Source organism: Agrobacterium sp. El2ro-1b (assembly GCF_048298475.1).
GTDB lineage: Bacteria > Pseudomonadota > Alphaproteobacteria > Rhizobiales > Rhizobiaceae > Agrobacterium > Agrobacterium fabrum.
Window position 1 is genome coordinate 2,437,666 of sequence record NZ_CP103458.1, and the last position, 22,282, is coordinate 2,459,947.

Consider the following 22,282-nt stretch of genomic DNA (forward strand, 5'->3'; position numbering starts at 1 on the left):
CTCAAACTCCCGCAATGGCCTTGGCGAAATCTTCCGCCTCGAAGGGCTCCAGATCGTCAACACCTTCACCCACACCGATGAAATAAACCGGCAGCTTATGTTTGGCAGCGATGGCGACGAGGATACCGCCCCGCGCCGTGCCATCCAATTTTGTCATAATCAGGCCCGAAACGCCCGCAACATTGCGGAATATTTCCACCTGGTTCAAGGCGTTCTGTCCCGTCGTCGCATCCAGCGTCTGCAGCACGGTATGCGGAGCATCCGGATCGAGCTTGCCGAGCACGCGCACGATCTTTTCCAGTTCCGCCATCAATTCGGTCTTGTTCTGCAAACGGCCAGCCGTATCGATGATGAGCACGTCGCTTTTCTGCGCGCGGGCCTGCTCGTAAGCGTCGTAAGCAAGACCGGAGGCATCTGCTCCGAGCTTGGTGCCGATGAATTGCGAGCCGGTCCGGTCGGCCCAGATCTTCAGCTGCTCGATCGCCGCCGCGCGGAACGTATCGCCAGCCGCGAGCATCACCTTCAAGCCCGAGCCGGAAAGTTTGGCAGCAAGCTTGCCGATGGTCGTCGTCTTGCCGGTACCGTTTACACCGACCACGAGAATGACATGCGGCTTGTGCGAAAGATCAAGCTCCAGCGGCTTGGCGACGGGCTTCAGGACCTTGGTGATCTCGCCCGCCATGATGCGCGCCACATCTTCGCCGCTCACATCCTTGCCGTAGCGTTCCGAAGACAGGGCGCCGGTGATGCGCATGGCGGTCTCGACGCCGAGATCCGACTGGATGAGAAGATCTTCCAGTTCGTCGAGCGTATCCTCATCCAGCTTGCGTTTGGTAAAGAGTGCAGAAATCTGCGTGGTCAGCTGCGACGAGGTGCGGGCAAGACCGGCCCGCAGGCGCTGGAACCACGTCAATTTTACCTGAGGTGCGGCAGGAACAGGTTCCTCCCGCTCGCTTGCCGATGAAAAGCCCTTGGGCAAGACCGGGGCAATGGCAGACGATTCGACCGCGTTCGCGGCTTCCGCCTCATCGAGCAATGCATCCATCGCATCCGCATCGAGCCCCGCAGCCAGGGATTCCGGCAAAAGCTCCTCGGCAGCGGCTTCCGCCTGCAGCAGGGATAAGGGCACCAAACCCATATCGCCGGAAAGCTCGGCACCTGGAAGAAGCGGCGCATCCTCTTCCTCATCGTCTTCAGCCGGGGCAACATCGATGGCCTCGTCGGCGGCCGGCCCGCCGGCCGTCTCCATTTCCAGTTCGGAAACCGGGTCTTTGTCGACAGGGTCATGCGCTTCAGCGTCGCTCAGCGCGGCTTCGAAGGAGGCATTTTCATTGCCACGCTCAAGCGCAGCCTCCTCTCGCGGCCGCTCTTCCGTTTCGGCCTTGTCCTTGCCGAACGAAAAGACTTTTTTGATGAAGCCGAGGGCCATGGTTGTTCCCGTGTCTTTTCTCTTTGGTCGCCTCAGGCCGCATCCGCCGCCAGAAGCTTCATGTTCAGATGTTTGCCGTTGTGGCCGGTAATCGCAACCTGCGCAAGAGTGCGCGGGGCAAGATCAGGCGCTGCCACCAGCGTGAAATTGTCGGTATGGGCAAAACCGTTGTTTTCGACGAGGACCGTCTGCACCGAACCAACCATGTTTTGCAGATGCACCTGCCTCAGCGCCTCGCCGCGCGCCCGAAGCCGTGCCGCCCGCTCCTTCACCAGCGCCCGGTCCAGCTGCGGCATGCGCGCCGCTGGCGTGCCGGCACGCGGGCTGTAGGGGAAGACATGCAGGCTGGAAATGCCGCATTCTTCCGCCAGCGTCGCGGCGTTTTCGAGCATCTCTTCCGTTTCGGTCGGGAAACCGGCGATCATATCCGCACCAAAGGCGATATCGGGCCTCAGCGATCGCACCTCGTTGCAGAAGCGAACGGCATCGGCCCGCAAATGACGGCGTTTCATGCGTTTCAGGATCATATCGTCGCCATGCTGAAGGGACAGGTGCAGATGCGGCATGAAACGCGGCTCATCAGCAATCAGATCCATCAGATGATGATCTGCCTCAATACTATCGATCGAGGAAAGCCGGAGACGAAGAATATCAGGCACCTGCTTCAGCAATGTCTTGGCGAGGTAACCGAGCGACGGTTCGCCCGGCAGATCGGCCCCATAACTCGTGGCATCCACACCGGTCAGCACGATTTCGCAATAGCCGCTTTCCGTCAGCCTGCGGGCCTGATCCACCACCGCACCCATCGGCACGGAGCGCGAATTTCCGCGCCCATAGGGAATGATGCAGAAGGTGCAGCGATGATCGCAGCCATTCTGCACCTGAATGAAGGCGCGCACATGCCCGTCAATGTGCTTCACCATCTGCGGCGCGGTCGCCTTGATGCTCATGATGTCGTTGACGCGCAGCTTTTCTTCCGCTGAAACGCCGAAATCTGGCAGCGCGCGATAGGAGGCGCTTTTCAGCTTTTCCTCGTTGCCCAGCACCGCATCCACTTCCGGCATGTCGGCGAAGGTCTGCTTTTCTGTCTGGGCGGCGCAGCCGGTGACGATGATGCGTGCATGCGGATTATCCCGCCGGGCGCGGCGGATGGCCTGGCGCGCCTGCCGCACCGCTTCGCCCGTCACGGCGCAGGTATTGACCAGCACGGCATTGTTGAGCCCCGCCTTTTCGGCCTCCGCCCGCATCACTTCCGATTCATAGGTGTTGAGACGGCAGCCGAAGGTTATGACCTCGACGCCACTCATACAGCCCCCCGCTCGACCGCATCCCGCGCCCAGACGCCGGTGACGGGATCGACGGAACCCGACCATTCCCATTCGGCAGGGCCGGTCATGACGACGTGGTTATCCTCACGCCAGTCGATGGTCAGCGGCACGCGGATGGGGCTGGAGGCAACATCGATGGTGACCTTTCGACCGGTGCGGCCGGTACGGGCAGCGGAAACAGCCGACGCACAGGCGGCGGAACCGCAGGCAAGCGTCAACCCCGCGCCGCGCTCCCAGGTGCGGGTGCGAAGCGCGCTGTCGGAAATCACCTGCGCCAGCGTGATATTGGCCTTTTCCGGAAACATCGGATGATTTTCGAGAAGCGGCCCGAAACGTTCGAGATCAAACGTCATCGGATCGCGATCCACCCAGAAAATCGCATGCGGGTTGCCCATGGACATGACCGCAGGCGAATGCAGGATCGGCGCGTCTATCGGCCCGATCTGCAATTCGATGCGGCTCGTATCGTGGAATTCTTCAGACAGCGGAATGTCGCTCCAGCGGAAACGCGGCAGGCCCATATCAACCGATATCATGCCGTCTTCATGCTCGACGGCGTTCAGAATGCCGGCGACGGTCTGGAAGGTGAAGCTGGTCTTGCCGGTTTCGGAAGACAGCGCCTGCACCACGCAGCGCGTGCCGTTGCCGCAAGCCTGTGCCTTGGTGCCATCACAATTGAGAATATCGATGAAAGCATCCGTGCCGCTGACACGCGGATCGTGGATCGCCATGATCTGGTCGAACTGCGTGGCGGGATTGGAATTGAGGGCGATGGCAGCCGCTGGCGTGACCATATCCTTGCGGCCGCGCATATCGATAACGAGGATCTTGTTGCCAAGCCCGTTCATCTTCGCAAATTCGACCGTGTCCGCCATTGCCTTAAACCTAAAAAACTGCCTGAAACTGGTTTGCATGCGGGATTTCCCCGCGCTTTCGCCCTATATGGCGGAAAGGCCGACAAATTACCAGACTGTAGCAGCGCAAACGGGGCGGCCGTCAGGCGGAAGGCACGTCGAAAACCTCACCCGGGCGCATCGGCCGAAAACGGCTCTCCTCCACCCCCTGCTCCGTCAGTGCTGCCTTGAGAGCCGCAAGCGGCGCATCCACCGCCTCATCGGTGAGCTGCACCGTACCCCAATGGTGGCCGCAGACATGCGCCGCATCGCAAAGCTTCATACCCTCCACGGCTTCCGCCGGGTTCTGGTGCTGGCCCTTCATGAACCAGCGCGGTTCGTAGGCGCCGAAAGGCAGGTTGGCGAGGCGGAACTCACCATGCTTCTTGCGAGCAGCAGCGTAATTGAGACCCTCGTGGAAGCCGGTATCGCCAATATGGTAGATCTTGCCGCCGGGCGTTTCGATGACGAAGGCAGCCCAGAGAGCCATGCGCCGATCGTTCAAACCGCGCGCCGACCAATGATGGCATGGTTCGAAGTGAATTTTCACCGAACCCGTCTCCACCACATCGCCCCAGTCCCCCACCTTGATGCGCGCCGCCTCGACGCCCGTACGGATGACGGCGTCATTGCCGAGCGGCGTGATGAAAAGCGGCTTGTGCGCCACATGCAGGCGCTTCAGCGTTTCCATATCCAGATGGTCGTAGTGATTATGCGTCACCAGCACCAGATCGATGGGCGGCAGGTCTTCGAAACGGATGCCGGGCGGATTAACCCGCTTGGGGCCGGCAAAGCTGAACGGGCTGGTGCGCTGCGACCACACCGGATCAACAAGAATATTCAGCCCCGCCGTCTGTATGAGAAAGGAGGCATGGCCGACGAAGGTGACACGCATATCCCTGCCTTCGATCCGGGTCTCCGGTTTCGCGAAGGGAAAAGGGCTGGGATAGGTTTCCGGCCATGTGGCGCGCTCGCCATTAAAGCGCCATTTCAAAAGGCCCATGAAGTTGCCGGGCGGTGTCCCGCCGGGATTGAAAAAGCGCACTCCGTCGAAGTGATCGGAGATCGGGCCGCTGTAATAGGCGCTGGCGCTCGAACGGCGTGCATAAAGGCCACCGCCCGCCAGAGCGAGCAGGCCAAGTGCGGAAAAACGAAAAAAGTTTCGACGTTTCATGACAAAGGTATAGGAAGCGCAATGGCACCGTTCAAGCGCTGCCAATAGCGGCTTGCAGCCGATCACGCAAAGATGACTTGCGGACGTTGTCGGCCGAAAACCGGCGCCGCCTTGACTTTTCCCGCACTTTCCTGTTTATCCCGCCCATCAGCTGGCAGTTTCACGACTCCAAGCCGCCGACCGGGACCCGAAAAGGTATAAAGAGATCCCGGAGGTCAACACCCGACAGCGCGATGCGCCCTCGGGTGCTTTTTGGCTTTGCGTCTTGTTTTTGCCAGCGAAAGCACCGACGTTTCGGAAACCCCGGAACGAAGAAGGAAGAAACGATGTTTGAAAACCTCCAGGACCGCCTTGGTTCCATTCTGAATGGACTGACCGGCCGTGGCGCGCTGACGGAAGCCGATGTTGCCGCCGCCCTGCGCGAGGTTCGCCGTGCGCTTCTGGAAGCGGACGTGGCGCTGGAAGTCGTGCGTTCCTTCACCGACAGGGTGCGTGAAAAGGCTGTTGGCGCAGCGGTTCTGAAATCCATCAAGCCCGGCCAGATGGTCGTCAAGATCGTGCATGACGAGCTTGTCGAAATGCTCGGCACCGAAGGCGTCTCGATCGACCTGCACGCGGCCGCCCCCGTCGTCATTATGATGGTGGGTCTGCAGGGCTCGGGTAAAACCACCACGACCGGCAAAATCGCCAAGCGCCTGACCGACCGCGACAAGAAGAAGGTGCTGATGGCATCTCTCGACACGCGTCGTCCGGCCGCGCAGGAACAGCTGCGCCAGCTCGGTGTCCAGACCGGCGTCGACACGCTGCCGGTCATCGCCGGCCAGTCGCCGACAGATATCGCCGCGCGCGCCGTGCAGGCTGCGAAACTCGGCGGCCACGACGTCGTCATTCTCGATACCGCCGGCCGCACCCACATCGACGAACCCTTGATGCTGGAAATGGCCGACATCAAGAAGAAATCCAACCCGCATGAAATCCTGCTGGTCGCGGATTCGCTGACCGGTCAGGACGCCGTCAATCTGGCGCGCAATTTCGATGAGCGTGTCGGCATTACCGGTCTCGTGCTCACCCGTATGGATGGCGACGGACGCGGTGGTGCGGCCCTCTCCATGCGCGCCGTCACCGGCAAGCCGATCAAGCTGATCGGTATCGGCGAGCGCATGAACGAACTCGATGAGTTCCATCCGCGCCGTATCGCCGACCGTATTCTCGGCATGGGCGACATCGTCTCGCTGGTCGAAAAGGCCGCCGAAAACATCGATGCGGAAAAAGCCCGCTCCATGGCCGAGAAGATGGCCAAGGGCAAGTTCGACCTCAACGATCTGGCCGACCAGCTTGGTCAGATGAAGAAGATGGGCGGCATGGGCGGCATCATGGGGCTGATGCCCGGCATGGCCGGCATGAAGGACAAGATGGCTTCGGCCGGTATGAACGACAAGATGTTCGACCGCCAGATCGCCATCATCTCTTCCATGACCAAGGCCGAGCGCGCCAATCCGGATATTCTGAAGCACAGCCGCAAGAAGCGCATCGCCGCCGGCTCCGGCACCGATGCCGCCGAAATCAACAAGCTCTTGAAGATGCATCGCGGCATGGCCGACATGATGAAGGCCATGGGCGGCAAGGGCAAAGGCGGCATCATGAAACAGATGATGGGCGGCCTTGCCGGCAAGATGGGTCTTGGTGGCATGATGGGCGGCGGCATGCCTGATCTGTCGAACATCGATCCGAAGCAGCTTGAGGCGCTCCAGAAACAGGCTGAAGCCGCCGGTCTCGGCAAGCCGGGTGCAATGCCTGGTATGGGTGGTCTGCCTGGCGGACTGCCCGGTCTCGGTGGGGCAAAGCTGCCGGGTCTTGGTGGCATGCCGGGCCTGCCCGGTTTCCCGAAAAAGAAGTGAGGGCGACGCCAATGAATAATACAGAGGTGAAAGCCCAGCTTTCCGAATACCGCCAGTCAATCGACAATATCGATGCCGCACTGGTTCACATTCTTGCCGAACGCTTCCGCTGCACCAAGGCGGTGGGCGTGTTGAAGGCAACATACAGTTTGCCGCCGGCCGACCCGGCGCGCGAGGAATACCAGATCGAACGCCTTCGCCGTCTTGCGAAGGACGCCAATCTGGACCCGGATTTCGCCGAGAAGTTTTTAAACTTCGTCATCAAGGAAGTCATCCGGCATCATGAAGCAATAGCCGCCGAACATGGCGGTCATGAAAAGACCGCCTGACCGGCGGACAAGCCATCTTAAGGAGTAAATCACATGGCACTGAAAATTCGTCTCGCACGCGGTGGTTCCAAGAAGCGCCCGTATTACCAGATCGTCGTTGCTGACGCCCGTTCGCCCCGCGACGGCCGTTTCCTCGAGAAGGTCGGTTCCTGGAACCCGATGCTTGCCAAGGACAACCCGCTGCGCGTTGAGCTGAAGGCTGACCTCATCAAGGAATGGATCGCAAAGGGCGCACAGCCGACCGACCGCGTTCTGCGCTTCCTCGCAGAAGCCGGCATCACCGAGCGCGCCGCCCGCAACAACCCGGAAAAGGCACTGCCGGGCAAGCGCGCTCTGGAACGCGTTGCTGAAAAGAAGCAGAAGGCTGAAGATGCAGCCGCTGCTGCTGCGGAAGCCTCCGCTGCAGAATAATCTGCACGGAAACTTTTGAAGAACGGGTGGCATGGTTTTCCATGCCACCCGTTTTTTGTTTATTTTGGCGTCAACAAACCTTAAAGCTGACGCAACCAACACCAGAAGACGGACGGCCCGATGGCAAAGCTGGAAAACCCGATACTCATGGCAAAAATCGGCGGCGCGCAGGGCCTGCGCGGCGAAGTCCGCGTCAGCACCTATACGGCCGACCCGATGGCGCTGGGCGATTACGGCAATCTGGTCACCGCCGATGGCCGCGTCTTTGAAATTCTGGAGGTTCGAGAGGGCAAGAATGTCGTCGTCGTCCGTTTCCGTGGTATCAACGACCGCAATGCGGCCGAAAGCCTGAACGGGCTGGAACTCTTCATTGAACGCGACAATCTGCCGGATGACGAACTGGACGATGACGAGTTTTATTATGCCGATCTCGAAGGGTTGGAAGCCGTTGATTCCGAAGGAAAAAGCTACGGCGCCGTCAGCGCCGTCTACGATTTCGGCGCGGGTGATCTGCTGGAACTGAAAGGCGCCGGCCGCCGGCCAGCCCTCATTCCCTTTTCCGAGGCAGCCGTGCTCGAGATCGATCTGGAAGCCGGGCGCATTCTCATCGACCCGATGGCCGCCGGCCTGATCGACAATCCTGACGACAAGGACCAAAACGGCATGCCGCCGTTCGGTAAGAAATAAATCCATGACCTTCAAGGCGACCGTTCTGACGCTCTACCCGGAAATGTTTCCAGGGCATCTCCAATATTCGCTGGCCGGCAAGGCGCTGGAGCGCGGGCAATGGTCGCTGGAGCCCGTACAAATCCGCGAATTTGCCACCGACAGGCACAGAAGCGTCGATGATACGCCGGCAGGCGGCGGCGCCGGCATGGTGCTGAAACCCGATGTATTGGCCGCGGCCATTGATCATGTTTCGAATGGCGACACCCGGCCACGGCTGCTGATGAGCCCGCGCGGCAAACCGCTGTCCCAGAACCGCGTGCGCGAGCTGGCGGCCGGCGGCGGCGCGATCATCGTCTGCGGCCGCTTCGAGGGGGTTGACCAGCGCGTCATCGAGGCGCGCGGGCTCGAGGAAGTATCGATAGGCGACTACATCCTCTCCGGCGGCGAACCGGCGGCGCTGACGCTGCTGGATGCTGTCGTCCGCATCCTGCCGGGCGTCATGGGCAACGATCTCTCGGGCGTGCATGAAAGCTTCGAGGGTGGGTTGCTGGAACATCCGCATTATACCCGCCCGCAACTCTGGGAAGGCCGCGATATTCCCGCCATCCTTACGTCAGGCAATCACGCCGCTATCGACAAGTGGCGGCACGAGCAGGCGCTGGTGCTGACAAAGGAAAGACGGCCGGATCTGCTGGAAAAAACTCAGGCCGAGACGAAATAATAGGCCGTCAGTACTAGCCCGACTGCAATGACAAGCCAGCGGATGATCCATTGCGGCACCCGTCTTGCCGTGTGCACGCCCACATAGCCGCCAAGTGCTGCCGCCGGAAACATGATGAGCGCCGCCCACCAGGACACGACGCCGCCGCTGACGAAGATCGTAATGGCGATGACGGCAATCACCACCGATAGCAGGTTCTTCAGCGCATTGAGATGATGATAGCTGCCGCCGGAGGTTATCCCGAGGATGGCAAGCATCATGATGCCCATGCCCGCCCCGAAAAAACCGCCATAGATCGAAGCGAGCCCCTGAAAGACGAGGCTCGGCAGATTGCCGGGAGAGCGCTCCGCACTCGCCTTCGGCCTGAGCCACGGGCCCGCAGCAAAAACCGCCGTGGCGGCCAGCAGCAACCATGGCACGAGCTGGCGGAAGGCAGGATTGTCGAGCGACAGCAGCAGAAGCGACCCCGCAAGCCCGCCCACGACGGAAACGACAGACAGCGAGACCGCTTCGCGCCAATGGGCGCGGATTTCCGGCCCATAGGCGATCACCGAGGTGATGTAGCCCGGAAACTGCACGATCGCCGAGGTGGCATTGGCGACGATGGGCGGCAGACCGGCCAGCGTCATTGCCCCGAAGGTCAGGAACGTGCCGCCACCGGCGATCGCATTAACGACACCAGACAAAAAACCGGTCGCAAACAACATGAGAACGATGAAAACTGACATGGCCCCTCCCAAGGTTCTCATGCCATATCCGGCAGCAAGCCGCTTCGCAACAGCCGGAGCACAGCGGGTAATCGATAAAATATTGTCATGAAAGGGATGACAAATGGCGCATGCTAGTATATGTGCGCGCTTGGAATTGGGGTTTACCCCTTTAACCGCAAGCAAAGAATGGCGAACCCGCTCCTGCCGCAAGGCATGGTCTGAAGGCATTGACCGACAGGCGAACCGTTGAGCGCTCTGGCTGTTTCAGAAGAAATCAGAGGTTAACATGACCAATATCATTCAGCAGCTGGAAGCCGAACAGGCTGCCAAGATCGAAGCGAAGCGCACCCTGCCCGAGTTTTCTCCGGGCGACACGCTGCGCGTCAACGTTCGCGTGACGGAAGGTACCCGTACCCGTATCCAGGCTTACGAAGGCGTTTGCATCGCCCGTTCTGGTGGCGGCCTTTCCGAAAGCTTCACCGTTCGCAAGATCTCCTACGGCGAAGGCGTCGAGCGCGTATTCCCGATCTACTCCCCGCTGGTCGAAGGCGTTGAAATCGTTCGCCGTGGTAAGGTTCGCCGCGCGAAGCTCTACTACCTGCGCGACCGTCGCGGCAAGGCTGCCCGTATCGTTGAAAACACCGGTACGCGCGCCCGTAAGCTGAACGAATCCGAGCGCCAGGCAGCTGCCGAAGAAAAGGCACGTCTGGAAGCTGAAAAGGTAGCAGCAGCACAGGCTCTCGCCGCCGAAAAGGCAGCAGCCGAAGCCGCAGAAGCCAAGGCAGCGGAAGAAGCAGCAAAGGCTGCAGAAGCTACGGCGGAATAAGATTTCCATTTCGATGGATGCACAAAAGGCGGCCTTCGGGTCGCCTTTTTTGTGGTCTCAGGCTGCCAATCGCAAACCGCAGGCCGCAAACTGCCAACTGGATACCTGGCCCGAATTACGGGCGGCGGGCCAGAAACCTTAAGAAACGCCGTCGCTTCTTCCCGTCTGCTGGTCCCATTTCAGTTTTTTTCTGGATAAACCAACAGGTTCCAAACAGATAACAGATATTTACTTAGTTTTTTCAGGCGGGTGTTTTAGCCCATCCTCGAATAGCATTGCCTAATCCCTTTTATTGTGCAATTTTCTTGCTGTTTTAGGTGTTATTATGTTTTTATTTAATTCTTTTTTAACAAAAAATAAGTCCGCTTTTTTCGCGGTTGGCCTCGCCAGCGCGTTGATGAACATCCTTAATCTTTCCGGCTCGCTTTTCATGCTGGAAGTTTACGACCGCATTTTGCCCAGCAAGAGCATTCCATCTCTTGTGGCTTTGGTCGTTCTCCTGATCGTTCTCTACGCGTTTCTGATGGGGTTCGACGCATTGCGAGGCCGTATATTGGCGCGCATCTCCGACAATATGGATGATGCGCTCAATCAGAAGCTTTTCAGGGCATCGATCAGTGCCCCGCTTCTGGCCTCCAGCAAGATCGACGGGCTGCAGATCGTCGGTGATCTCGATCAGATCCGCCAGTTTCTCTCCGGACCGGGCCCGGCAGCCTTTTTCGATATTCCCTGGCTGCCAATCTATCTCCTGATCTGTTTTGCCCTGCATCCCTGGATCGGTTTTGCGGTGCTCGGCGGGGCCGTGGTTCTCGTCGTGCTGACGCTTCTGACCAATTGGCTGACCGAAAGGGCGACGAAGCAGGCCTACACCGCACGGGGCCAGAGAAACGTGCTTGTCGGCAGCAGCCAGCGCAACATCGAATCCATCAAGACCATGGGTATGATGGGTGCGGTGACGTCGATGTGGGACGAATTGCACTCCAAGTATCGCTCCGTGACCCTGTCAACGTCAGATACCGCAGGCATGCTCGGCGCCATGTCGCGAACATTCCGCCTGTTGCTGCAATCCGGCGTCATGGCCATCGGCGCCGTGCTTGTCATCGACGGCCATGCTTCGGCGGGCAGCATCATCGCAGGATCAATCCTTTCTGCAAAGGCGCTCGGCCCTGTCGAACACGCGATCGCGAACTGGCGCAGCTTCATGACCGCACGGCAGGGCTGGAAGCGCGTCAACGAGTTTCTGGAACTGGTGCCGGAGCCTGCCCCACCGCTCTCCCTGCCGCGTCCGCAATTTACCGTTGCCGTCGATCGTGTCACCGGTGGCCCGCCCAATGGCGCGCGCGATACGGTCGCCGACATCTCCTTCACGCTGAATGCGGGCGATGGTCTCGGCATCATCGGTCCAAGCGCCTCGGGTAAATCCACCCTGGCGCGTTTGATGACCGGCATCTGGCCCTATGAGCGCGGCTCCGTCCGCTTCGATGGGGCAGCACTCAACCAGTGGGACTTCGAGTTCCTCGGCAAATCCATCGGCTACATGCCTCAGCAGGTGGAATTGATGCCGGGAACGGTCGCGCAGAACATCGCGCGTTTCGACCGCAACGCGACTGCGGAATCGATCGTTGCCGCCGCCAAGGCCGCACAGGTGCATGAGCTGATCCTCAACCTGCCGAATGGCTACGATACCTCTATAGGCGATCGCGGCGAGGCTTTGTCGGGCGGGCAGAAACAGCGCATCGGCCTTGCCCGCGCGCTGTTCGGCGAGCCCTTCTTCGTCCTCCTCGATGAGCCGAATTCCAATCTGGACAGCGAAGGTGAGGCAGCCCTGCGCAATGCCATCGGCGACATCAGGGCGCGCGGCGGCATTGTCGTCGTCATTGCACACCGCCCCAGCGCCCTCGAAAGCATCAATATGGTGATGGTGATGAGCAATGGCCGGATGCTGCGCTTCGGCACCAAGGAAGAGGTGCTTGCGCAAATCCTGCGGCAGAATATCCGCCAGGTGCCGGAGGGGGAAGAAACGCGCAAGATTGAGAACCGGGTGAGCGAAAATGGCTGATGCAGAAAAAACCGGTACGACGAACTCATCCATTCTCAGGCATTCGGCCGCCGTGGTCGTTCTCGGTCTCGGCCTTCTCGTCGGGATGGGCGGCTGGGCGGCTTTCGCAAAGCTTGCCGGCGCCGTGGTGGCCACGGGCCGGGTGGTCGTTGAAGGCAATTCCAAAAAAATCCAGCATCTTTCCGGCGGCATCGTCAGTGAGATCAATGTCGTCGAAGGCGACAGGGTCGCGGCCGGTCAGATCCTGTTGCGGCTAAGCGCCACGGTCGTTCAGGCAAACCTCTCCATCATTGAGAATACGCTTGCGCAACTCTATGCGCGTCGGGCGCGCCTGCGGGCAGAGATTGCCGAAGAACCCTCTTTCACCGTGACCGAAGACCTGACGGCACTGACGAGTTTGAAGTCGGCCAAAACCTTCATCGATAGCGAACAGAACCTTTTCAACAGTCGTCGCAACGCGTTGATCGGCATGAAAAAGCAGCTTGCCACACGCAAGCTTCAACTGGCCGACGAGGCACGCGGCCTCGACGTACAGGTTGAGGCCACGGAAAACGAACTCGCCATTGTGAAGGAAGATGTCTCCAAGACAGATGAGCTCTTGAAAAAGGGACTCGTCACGCTCCAGCGCCTCAATCTCCTGAAGCGCCAGCTTTCCAATCTCGAAGGTCAGCAGGGCCAATATATTGCGGCTCGTGCGCAGACCGTGGGCAAGCTGAGCGAACTGGACCTGCAATTGCTTCAACTCGATGAAGACCGCAAATCGGAAGTCACGAAAGATCTGACATCGATCGAAGCAACAGTTGCCGAATATGAAGAGCGGCTGGCGGCAACACGCGACCAGCTCGATCGTCTCGACATCCGCTCACCGATTGCCGGTCGTATCTATCAGCTTTCAGTGCACAACATAAACGGCGTCATTCAACCCGGTGAAGTGCTGATGCTGGTGGTTCCTGACAAGGATGAGCTTGCAATCGAAGCCAATATAACGCCGCGAGACATCGATCAGATTTACGTCGGACAGCCGGTCACCGTTCGCTTCACGGCGTTCAATCAAAGCACGACACCGGACTTGAGCGCGGAAGTTGCTGTCGTCGCCCCTGACCTGCAGACGGATTCCCGAACTGGCACATCCTATTACGTCCTGCGCATCAGACCCGACAAAGCTGGCATGGGGCATCTACCTGGTGGGAAGTTGTATCCTGGCATGCCGGCGGAAGTATTTATCCAGACCAGCGAGAGAAGTGTTCTCTCCTATTTTGTGAAGCCATTCCAGGACAGACTCAAAAAGACTTTCGTGCAGGAATAGTTTCTTACTTTTTAAGAAAAAAAGAGAAAAAATTTCAACACACCAAATACGCGATTTTTTTGAAAATACGATTTTCTTATATTGTATTATGGTTTTTTATGTATTAAATGTTACCCGCAATAATTAACAGAAACTTAATTTCAATTCATCGATTTCTCAAAAATTTATAGGAGTTTAAAATGGCGTTAAAAGTAACGTTCGGTAATGGTGGCGCCGCTTCGGTTTCCTCGCTCACCAGCCTCATTGATCAGGAAGCTTATAAGCTCCTCACGGAATCGACCGCGCAGGTTAAGACTGGTTCCTCGATGGAATCCGGCAGTGTCAACGTCGGCTCTGTCGCTGTCGCCGGCACCGGTGCTGGCGGTACGGTCGATGTTGGTTATGATGCCGCCGCGAACGGCTTCAAATTCGACGTGTCTTCGGCATGGAACTCGGTAAAGAACGCTCTCGCCCAGTCCGACACCTCTGAAAACCTCACCTTCAAGGATTTCGTTCAGGTCGACGTTCATCTCGGTGGTACCGGTTCGTCCAACGTTGAAGTTCTCAATGCCAAGCGTGGCAACATTTCGACCGGCGCAGGCAATGACACGGTCACCGTCTCTGTCGTTTCGAATGAAAAGACCTGGGTGAACAATTTCAACATCGACACCGGCGCGGGCAACGACACGATCATCGTCAAGGCTGGCGCTGCATTTAACGACGCTTCTGCAGCTGGCACGGGTAGTCTTGCTGCCAATACCGGCGCAGTGAACGGCGGCGCTGGCATCACTGACGGTAGCTTCACCTCCGTCAAGATCGACGCGGGTGCTGGCAACGACACCATCGACCTGAGCGGCGTAAAGCTTGCTTCGTCGCTGGTGACCGGTGGCAAGGGCATCGACCACATCATTGCAAGCGGTGGCGCCGATACCTTCGTCTTCAATCTCGGCGACATGGCCAAGGGCTTCGCGACCGATACCATCGAAGGCTTCAACGCCTCCATGGACAAGCTCAAGCTGGTTGGCACGGTACTCGACAACTGGGCGATCTCGACGATCGATAACGACACTATCCTCAGCTACAACGTCTCTGGCGAGCACAAGGGCGAGAAGATCATCGTTTCCGGTGTTCAGCTGACGGGTAGCGATTGGTTCACCGCATAATTCTATCAAAGAGAATTTCATATTCCATCGCTTAAATGATTGTGGCCCGGAAACCTCCGGGCCACAATTTTTATATATGCGACTGTGAGCAATCGCGTCAGCTGTCGCAGTCTTCCAAAGTCAGGCAGCCTTGACCTGATCGCCCATTCTACGCGCTGCTATGATGACCAGCACCCCTGCCAGCGCCAGGCAGAAAGCAAGGAAGAACATCGGCGCGATGGTACTGCCGGTCTGGTCCTTGATCCAGGGCACGACATTCTGCGCCACGAAGCCACCGAGATTGCCGACGGAATTGATCGCGGCGATACCCGCAGCCGCACCCGCTCCCTTGAGGAAACGGCCGGGCAGGCTCCAGAACACCGGCTGGCCGGCGAAGATACCTGCGGCAGCGACACAAAGGAAGGCGAACTGCAACACCGGATCGCTGAGCAATGCCGACATCAGCAGGCAGAAAGCGCCAACGAAAGCCGGACCAACGATATAGGGCGTCTTGTTCTTCGCCTTGTCGGCTGCGGAAGGCACGACGAACAGGGCGATGGCGACGATAATCCAGGGGATGATATTGATGAAGCCGTTGGTGGTGTTGGAAACACCAAAACTCTTCACGATCGTCGGAAGCCAGTAGCTAAGCCCGTAGGCAGCCAGCGGAAATCCGACATAGCACAGCGCCATGAACAGAACGCGCGGGTTGATCAGGGCCTTGAAGCCATCTTCCGCATGGTCTTCCATGCCCTTGTTTTCTTCGGCCAGCCGGTTCTTCAGCCAGTCCTTCTCATCCTGGGTGAGGAACTTTGCCTTATCAGGCGTGTCATCCAGATAAAAGAAGGTGACGATGCCGGCGATGACGGCAGGTATGCCGGTTGCCAGGAAAACCCATTCCCATCCGGCATAACCGAGGAAACCGTCGAGATCGAGCAGCATGCCGCCGAGCGGCGCGCCGACCGCATTGGCAAGCGCGCTGAAAATCATGAAGAGACCGATCATGCGGCCGCGATAATCACGCGGGAACCAGAGCGTCATGAGGAACAACACGCCGGGGAAGAAGCCCGCTTCGCAAAGCCCGAGCAGGAAACGCAGGATGTAAAACATCGTGGCATTCTGCGTATAGGCAAGCGCGATAGTAACGGCGCCCCAGGAAACCAGAATGCGGGCAAACCATTTGCTGGCGCCGAAACGGTTGAGGAACAGGTTGCTCGGCACTTCGAAGAGGAAATAACCGATGAAAAACAGCGAAGCGCCAAGACCGTAGGCATATTCGCTGAGGCTCAGCGCATCGACCATCTGCAGCTTGGCATAGCTGACATTCTGGCGGTCAATATAAGCGATGAGGTAGAGAAGGCCAAGAAACGGCATCAGCCGCCAGGTGATCTTCGATATGAGGGCCTTTTCGGATACCATGTGCTTTCCTCCCTTCGATTTCTCGTCGAATGCAAATGATAAGGGAACCCATCTATATGTGCGCCGCAAAATAGGCAAGTTGCGCCGCACCATATCGATCGCAAAGCGTTGCAGCGTAGGCGATTCAATCTTGGTGCAGTGCATATGGGCGAAACTAATCCATCCTTCGGCGTGTCCCCAAGCATTCATATTGCCGTAAAACCATCGATCTGCTATGAAAGTTGCCATGGGATCTAAATTCGGATGTCTCGCTCAGAATGTTTACGTCCTGCAGGACCACAAGCGTCTGCCGGCACGGTTCTTTGCGCGCATTTCCGGGGCGCTCAACAGCCGACTTAGGCTCGCCTGACAGCACCCGCTGTCCACCGCCTTTCTGAACCCTGATTACCCTTTTCCATGACAAGGCATAGAGCCATGAGCGCACCTCGCACTTTATATGACAAGATCTGGGACGACCACGTCGTCAATCGTGACCCGGACGGAACCTGTCTTCTCTACATCGACCGTCACCTCGTGCATGAGGTGACGAGCCCGCAGGCCTTCGAAGGTTTGCGCATTGCAGGCCGACCCGTGCATTCGCCGACCCGCACGCTCGCCGTGGTCGACCATAATGTTCCGACCACAGCCGACCGGCTGGAAGGCATCAAGAACGAGGAAAGCCGCATTCAGGTGGAAGCGCTTGCGCAGAACGCCAAAGAGTTCGGTGTCGAATATTATTCCGAGCGCGACAAGCGCCAGGGCATCGTCCATATCGTCGGCCCCGAGCAGGGTTTCACCCTGCCCGGCATGACGATCGTCTGCGGCGATAGCCACACCTCCACCCACGGCGCGTTCGGCGCTCTGGCGCACGGTATCGGCACGTCGGAAGTGGAGCATGTTCTGGCCACCCAGACGCTGATCCAGAAAAAGGCCAAGAACATGCTGGTGCGTGTCGATGGCAAGCTTCCGGAAGGCGTGACGGCCAAGGACATCATCCTTGCCATCATCGGCGAGATCGGCACGGCCGGCGGCACCGGTCATGTGATCGAATTTGCCGGCGAGGCGATCCGCTCGCTCTCCATGGAAGGGCGCATGACGGTCTGCAACATGACCATCGAAGGCGGCGCCCGCGCCGGTCTGATCGCACCCGATGAGACGACTTTCGATTACATCAAGGACAAGCCCCGTGCGTCGAAGGGTGAGACGCTGGAACAGGCCATCGCGTACTGGAAGACGCTGAAATCCGACGAGGGCGCCCATTACGACAAGGTTGTCATCCTCGATGCAGCCAATCTGCCGCCAATCGTCTCCTGGGGTTCGTCTCCGGAAGATGTGACCTCCGTTGAAGGCATCGTTCCCAATCCCGATGATATCGAAGAAGAAAACAAGCGCACTTCCAAATGGCGCGCGCTTGACTATATGGGCCTGAAACCCGGCACGCGCATCACCGATATCGCCATCGACCGTGTCTTCATCGGCTCCTGCACCAATGGCCGCATCGAGGATCTGCGGGCGGCGGCAAAGATCGTCGATGGCCGCAAGGTGGCTTCCACCGTCTCGGCCATGATCGTGCCCGGCTCCGGTCTCGTCAAGGAACAGGCGGAAAAGGAAGGTCTGGACAAGATTTTCCTCGATGCCGGTTTCGAATGGCGCGAACCGGGCTGCTCCATGTGCCTTGCCATGAATGACGACCGCCTGAAGCCCGGCGAACGCTGTGCCTCCACCTCGAACCGCAACTTCGAGGGCCGTCAGGGTTATAAGAGCCGCACCCACCTCGTCTCGCCGGCCATGGCTGCGGCTGCGGCAATCGCCGGTCATTTCGTCGACGTGCGCGAGTGGCAATAATTCCAGCAGATGCCAGACAACAAAAAACCCCGGAGCGATCCGGGGTTTTTCTTTGGGTCTATTCCGAAATAATCTTGACCCGCTGGCCGGGCTGAAGCGTGGCGGTGGCGCTCATCGCGTTAATCATACGGAACATGTCGAGCTTCCGCTCCGTTCCCATCATCCGGGCCGCCATTGTCGCAACGGTTTCACCGGGCTTCACAGTCACTACGCGTACTCTGAGCGGCTTCAGCGAGGCAATCTCCTGCGGCGTCATCTTGCGGAAGCTGGTGCGCAGCACATTGGCGATGGAATCGAGCTGCGTATTGCCCTTCGGCACTGCCGTCAGGAAACGGAAAATCTGCTGCCCGACACGAATGACGGTCACATCGAAATCCCATTTATCGGCGCTGGCGCGGGCTGTCGCTGCCTCCAGACCGTTGATCTGTGTTTCCTTGACGGTTTCCGGCAACAGGCCGGCAACCCAGCCGCTGGTCAGGTAATTGGCAAGGCTGGTCTGTTTCGGATCGGCCACGCCATCGAAACGGATGGCCATGTCGCCCGGGCCAGTCGCCAGAACGGCCTCCACCTTGTTGTCGATGACGAAACCTTCCGGCACGTCGAAACGGATACCCAGCGTTCCATGCAGAAATGTCTGGCCGCGAACATAACCCTCCTGCGGGCTGTCCCCGTAAAGCAGGCCGTCTATGCCATCCAGAAACCAGTCGCGGCCACGGTCCCCAACCTGCCCTTCCTGCCCGAAGGCGCGGGCATGACGGCGTGCAAGCTCGATGCGCTGCGGCGTGTTGGGGTGGCTGGAAAGGAAGTCGAGGCTCTGGTCGTTCTCGGGATCGGCCGAAGAGAACCGCGCATACGCCGCCATGGAATCCAGAAAACGCGGCGATGCATAGGGGTCATAACCGGCCTCGCCCAGCATGCGAACGCCGATGACGTCGGCCTGCAATTCCTGCTGACGGGAGAAGGCCGCAAGCCGCAGCTTGCCGCGCGCCAGCGCCTGTTTGCCGGCGAGGTCGCTCGACAGGACTTCCGCAACCACGCGGCTGGCAATCACCTCCGCCTCTTCGCGGCGCTGGCGTTCGATGCCGTGGTTGGCGGTCACATGGCCCATCTCGTGCGACAGCACGGCCGCCACTTCCGAGGCGTCATTGGCGAGCGCCAGAAGCCCGCGTGTCACGTAAAGATATCCACCGGGCAAGGCGAAAGCGTTGATGGCGGGCGAATTGAGAATGGTAATGCGGTAGGATTGCTGCGGATTTTCCGAGACAGCCGTCAGCGCTCCGGCAATGCGGGCGACCAGCCGCTCCGTCTTGGCATCGCGATATTCGCCGCCATAACTTGCCACGATGCGCGGATGTTCGCGCGCACCCATCTGGGCACGCGGATCGTTCTTCTGCACCTGTTCCACGGTCTGCGGATTGTCAGAGGGACGCAATGTGGACTGGTAGGCCGGGCTGAACAGGGACTGGCACGATGACAGCAGCACGGCAGACGCCGTCAGCGCGGACCACGCCGCAGCAAGCCGGCCGGAACGGCGAAGGCCTGAACCGGAGAAAAGCCTCCGCTGTGCAGTCATGCTATTTTTCATTCTCTATGCCTGCCCCTTAACGTTCCTGATCATCCGTTAATTGCAGACCAGAATAACAGATTCGCCCCAAAGGGCGATGAATGCCAAAATGGTAAAAACGATCCATCAAGTCCGGAATATTCCTGAAGAACGCAATAATTCCCATCTTTTCTCGGGCAACAACTTGAAACTGGCAAGTGCAAATTAGCGCCATGAAGTTATCTAAAGCGATTGCCAGCGGCACGCGTCGAAAATAAGGCGATCAGCCATTCAGAAAACTGTCGACCGCCTTCACATTTTGTGTGGCGAAGAAATCTGCGGTCGAGCCCGTATAGACAACGCGGCCGCGATCAAGAAAAACCACCCGTTGCGCCAGCTTTTTTATGTCGTCGGGGTGATGGGTGACAATAATCACTGTATTTTTTGTTTCGGCGTGCAAGTCGAGAAGCAAAGACGTCATGCCCGCCCGCAGTCCCGGATCAAGCGCGGCGAAGGGCTCGTCGAGCAGCATGACCGGTTTTTGCCGCACCAGCGCACGCGCCAGTGCCGCCCTTTGCCTTTCGCCGCCGGAAAGCGTGCCCGGCAGGCGCTTGCCGAAACCCGCAAGACCGACGCGCGCCAGCGCCACCTCGATCCTCTGCCGGTCTTCCGCGCGCAATTTCAGGCCGGGGCTGACGCCGAGAGCGACATTGGTGAAAATATCGAGATGGGCGAACAGATTATTGTCCTGGAAAATCGATGAAACCGGCCTTTCCGAAGGGTCGCGTGCCGTCATGTCCAATCCATCGATAACCACGCGGCCGAAATCCGGCGCCTCGAAACCGGCAACGAGATTGAGGAGCGTCGATTTTCCTGAACCGGAGGCACCCACAACGGCAGTCACCTGACCTTGCGGAAAGGTGCAATCAAGATCGAAATCCTGCGTTCCAAGCCGTAACCTGAGCTTGTCCAGCGCAACGGCAAAATCATCGCCTGTCATATGCCAGCCCTTGCTGATTGGGATTGCCGTGAAGTACCGCCTGCGGCAAGCAGCAGGCAAACGACACCGAGGATGAAGGCATAACCGGCGGCATCATTGGTGCGATAGCTGCCCATATTGCTATAAACCAGCCAGGGCAAGGTCACGAAATTTTCCGATCCGAACAGTGCAACTGCCCCGAGATCGCCGAGCGACAGCGCCATGGCAAAAGAAAACGCCATCAGCATGGGCCGCCACAGAACCGGCAGATCGGCAAACCGCAGCCGCGAATAGCCCTGAAGCCCGAGACTGGCGGAAAGGCGGCCAGTGCGCAGAAAATGGCTGGTGAAGGCTGGCTCCATCACCCGCATGGCAAGCGGCAGGGCCATCAGCATATTGATGAGCGCCACGAGAACGGGCGCATAAAAGCTGACGTCACCGAATACCCGCAGCAGCAGGAACCATCCGCTTCCCAGCACGACCGGCGGAACAAGCAGCACCAGCGACGAACCCGCCCCAAGCAGGGCGGAAAGCAGGCCGAGAGGCCACGCCACCTGGCGTCTGGAGCCGATGGCTTGGCGTGCGCCGATGATCGCCATGCAGCAGAGGACGACGAGAATTGCCGACAGCATGGCGATTAAAACACTGGTCGCCGCGGCACGCAGGAAGATCGGCGCGATGAGCAGACGCGACAGATCGGCCTGCAGCCCAGAGACGGCTATTGCGACAAGCGGCAGCCCGACCAGGAAGACGGCAAAAACGATTGCCGCACCGTCCCACAGCCGCGCGCCTGTCGTTCTGCCGTCGAAACGGCGGATGTTGCGACCGAGCGAGGAGATTTCCGCTTCCGGCGATGGCAGAAAGGCAAGGAGTCCAAGCAGGACTGCGGTGAGGACGATCTGCAGAACCGAAAGCGCAATCGCCCGCTGCGGATCGAAATCGAACCGCAGCGCCTGATAGATCGCCACCTCCAGCGTTGTCGCCGCCGGCCCGCCACCGAGAAGAAGGACAAGCGTGAAACTGGTGGCGCACAGCATGAAAACCAGCCCGGCAATGCCGGGAATGAGCCGCGAGACCGCCGGCCATTCGATGAAACGGAAAACCGAAACCGGCCCCATGCCGAGACTTGCCGCCATGCGCCAATATTCCCCCGGAATACGCTCCAGCCCCGCCAGCATCAGCCGCACACAAAGTGGCAGATTGAAGAAGACGTGAGCGATGAGAATGCCGGAAAGTCCGTATATGCTGAAAGGCTCATCCGCCCCGGCAAAAACAAGCGCGCTATTCAGCACGCCCTGCCTGCCCCAGATGGTGATGATGCCGAAGGCGCCGACAATCACCGGCAGCCCCATCGGCACCGCCATCAGCCGGATGATCCAGATCCTTCCGGGAAACTCTTTCCGCCGGGCGAGCGCCAGAGCGACGGGCAGGCCAAGAACGATGGACAAAAGGGTGGACAACGTCGCCTGGTACAGCGTGAAGCGCAGGATGCGCAGCGTATAGGCATCCATGATACCGGCGGCGGATGCGCCGACAGCAAGGGACAATAGCGCAAAAACCGCGAGCGCCATGAACAGGAAAACGGCGGCAAAAGCCGCCGTCCCCAAAATGATCGACCGCCGATAATCGCGACGCAACATCAT

The 22,282-nt window shown here is 59.0% G+C and carries 19 protein-coding genes; 10 read left to right on the forward strand and 9 right to left on the reverse strand.

Going from position 1 to position 22,282, the window contains the following annotated elements; translation table 11 throughout:
* Position 1: 1 nt before the first annotated feature.
* The 4 genes from ftsY to NYR50_RS12045 all read right to left on the reverse strand — a co-directional run bounded on the left by ftsY (position 2) and on the right by NYR50_RS12045 (position 4,824).
* Complete coding sequence (gene ftsY / locus NYR50_RS12030; protein WP_418136093.1) at positions 2–1,429, reverse strand: signal recognition particle-docking protein FtsY; 1,428 nt, start codon at positions 1,427–1,429, stop codon at positions 2–4.
* 32 nt (positions 1,430–1,461) lie between these two features.
* Complete coding sequence (gene mtaB / locus NYR50_RS12035; RefSeq protein WP_418136094.1) at positions 1,462–2,736, reverse strand: tRNA (N(6)-L-threonylcarbamoyladenosine(37)-C(2))-methylthiotransferase MtaB; 1,275 nt, start codon at positions 2,734–2,736, stop codon at positions 1,462–1,464.
* Entirely contained in the window at positions 2,733–3,632 is a 900-nt protein-coding gene (gene dapF / locus NYR50_RS12040) for a diaminopimelate epimerase (protein WP_418136095.1), read from the reverse strand. The genes mtaB and dapF overlap by 4 nt, the downstream gene beginning before the upstream one ends.
* A 121-nt stretch (positions 3,633–3,753) precedes the next feature.
* Complete coding sequence (locus NYR50_RS12045) at positions 3,754–4,824, reverse strand: MBL fold metallo-hydrolase (RefSeq protein WP_418136096.1); 1,071 nt, start codon at positions 4,822–4,824, stop codon at positions 3,754–3,756.
* 326 nt (positions 4,825–5,150) lie between these two features.
* On the opposite strand from NYR50_RS12045, the gene ffh reads away from it, so the two are divergent.
* The 5 genes from ffh (at position 5,151) to trmD (ending at position 8,852) form a co-directional block, all read left to right on the forward strand.
* A complete protein-coding gene (gene ffh, locus NYR50_RS12050; protein WP_080811586.1) occupies positions 5,151–6,722 on the forward strand; it encodes a signal recognition particle protein in 1,572 nt (523 codons plus the stop codon).
* 11 nt (positions 6,723–6,733) lie between these two features.
* Entirely contained in the window at positions 6,734–7,051 is a 318-nt protein-coding gene (locus tag NYR50_RS12055; protein WP_006310875.1) for a chorismate mutase, read from the forward strand.
* 33 nt (positions 7,052–7,084) lie between these two features.
* The gene (gene rpsP, locus NYR50_RS12060) at positions 7,085–7,462 is read left to right on the forward strand and encodes a 30S ribosomal protein S16 (protein ID WP_418136097.1); all 378 of its coding nucleotides are present in this window, start codon (positions 7,085–7,087) and stop codon (positions 7,460–7,462) included.
* Between the two features lie 120 nt (positions 7,463–7,582).
* Complete coding sequence (gene rimM / locus NYR50_RS12065; protein ID WP_418136098.1) at positions 7,583–8,149, forward strand: ribosome maturation factor RimM; 567 nt, start codon at positions 7,583–7,585, stop codon at positions 8,147–8,149.
* Positions 8,150–8,153: 4 nt separating this feature from the next.
* A complete protein-coding gene (gene trmD, locus NYR50_RS12070) occupies positions 8,154–8,852 on the forward strand; it encodes a tRNA (guanosine(37)-N1)-methyltransferase TrmD (protein WP_174009440.1) in 699 nt (232 codons plus the stop codon).
* On the opposite strand, the gene NYR50_RS12075 is transcribed toward trmD, so the two are convergent.
* Positions 8,834–9,580 carry a sulfite exporter TauE/SafE family protein gene (locus NYR50_RS12075; protein WP_006310879.1) on the reverse strand — a complete coding sequence of 249 codons (747 nt, stop codon included), beginning with the start codon at positions 9,578–9,580 and terminating at the stop codon, positions 8,834–8,836. The genes trmD and NYR50_RS12075 overlap by 19 nt on opposite strands.
* A gap of 268 nt (positions 9,581–9,848) precedes the next feature.
* Here NYR50_RS12075 and rplS point away from each other — a divergent pair, with 268 nt between their 5' ends.
* The 4 genes from rplS to NYR50_RS12095 all read left to right on the forward strand — a co-directional run bounded on the left by rplS (position 9,849) and on the right by NYR50_RS12095 (position 14,895).
* Complete coding sequence (gene rplS, locus NYR50_RS12080; RefSeq protein WP_174009441.1) at positions 9,849–10,388, forward strand: 50S ribosomal protein L19; 540 nt, start codon at positions 9,849–9,851, stop codon at positions 10,386–10,388.
* A gap of 325 nt (positions 10,389–10,713) precedes the next feature.
* Positions 10,714–12,447, forward strand: a complete 1,734-nt coding sequence (locus NYR50_RS12085) for a type I secretion system permease/ATPase (protein WP_006310881.1) — start codon at positions 10,714–10,716, stop codon at positions 12,445–12,447.
* The gene (locus NYR50_RS12090; RefSeq protein ID WP_418136099.1) at positions 12,440–13,753 is read left to right on the forward strand and encodes an HlyD family type I secretion periplasmic adaptor subunit; all 1,314 of its coding nucleotides are present in this window, start codon (positions 12,440–12,442) and stop codon (positions 13,751–13,753) included. Before NYR50_RS12085 ends, NYR50_RS12090 begins: the two co-directional genes overlap by 8 nt.
* 179 nt (positions 13,754–13,932) lie before the next feature.
* Positions 13,933–14,895, forward strand: a complete 963-nt coding sequence (locus NYR50_RS12095; protein ID WP_418136100.1) for a rhizobiocin — start codon at positions 13,933–13,935, stop codon at positions 14,893–14,895.
* Between the two features lie 120 nt (positions 14,896–15,015).
* Here NYR50_RS12095 and NYR50_RS12100 read toward each other — a convergent pair whose 3' ends face one another.
* Positions 15,016–16,293 (reverse strand): MFS transporter, encoded by a 1,278-nt coding sequence (locus tag NYR50_RS12100; RefSeq protein WP_418136101.1) that lies wholly within the window; start codon positions 16,291–16,293, stop codon positions 15,016–15,018.
* A 414-nt stretch (positions 16,294–16,707) separates the two neighbouring features.
* Between NYR50_RS12100 and leuC the strand changes: the two genes are divergently transcribed.
* Positions 16,708–18,117: a 3-isopropylmalate dehydratase large subunit gene (leuC, locus tag NYR50_RS12105; protein ID WP_418136102.1), complete on the forward strand. Its 1,410-nt coding sequence runs from the start codon at positions 16,708–16,710 to the stop codon at positions 18,115–18,117.
* A gap of 58 nt (positions 18,118–18,175) precedes the next feature.
* On the opposite strand, the gene NYR50_RS12110 is transcribed toward leuC, so the two are convergent.
* The 3 genes from NYR50_RS12110 to thiP all read right to left on the reverse strand — a co-directional run bounded on the left by NYR50_RS12110 (position 18,176) and on the right by thiP (position 22,282).
* Positions 18,176–19,690: a M48 family metalloprotease gene (locus NYR50_RS12110; protein ID WP_006310888.1), complete on the reverse strand. Its 1,515-nt coding sequence runs from the start codon at positions 19,688–19,690 to the stop codon at positions 18,176–18,178.
* A 253-nt stretch (positions 19,691–19,943) separates the two neighbouring features.
* A complete protein-coding gene (locus NYR50_RS12115) occupies positions 19,944–20,660 on the reverse strand; it encodes a thiamine ABC transporter ATP-binding protein (RefSeq protein WP_418136103.1) in 717 nt (238 codons plus the stop codon).
* A complete protein-coding gene (gene thiP, locus NYR50_RS12120) occupies positions 20,657–22,282 on the reverse strand; it encodes a thiamine/thiamine pyrophosphate ABC transporter permease ThiP (protein WP_418136104.1) in 1,626 nt (541 codons plus the stop codon). The genes NYR50_RS12115 and thiP overlap by 4 nt, the downstream gene beginning before the upstream one ends.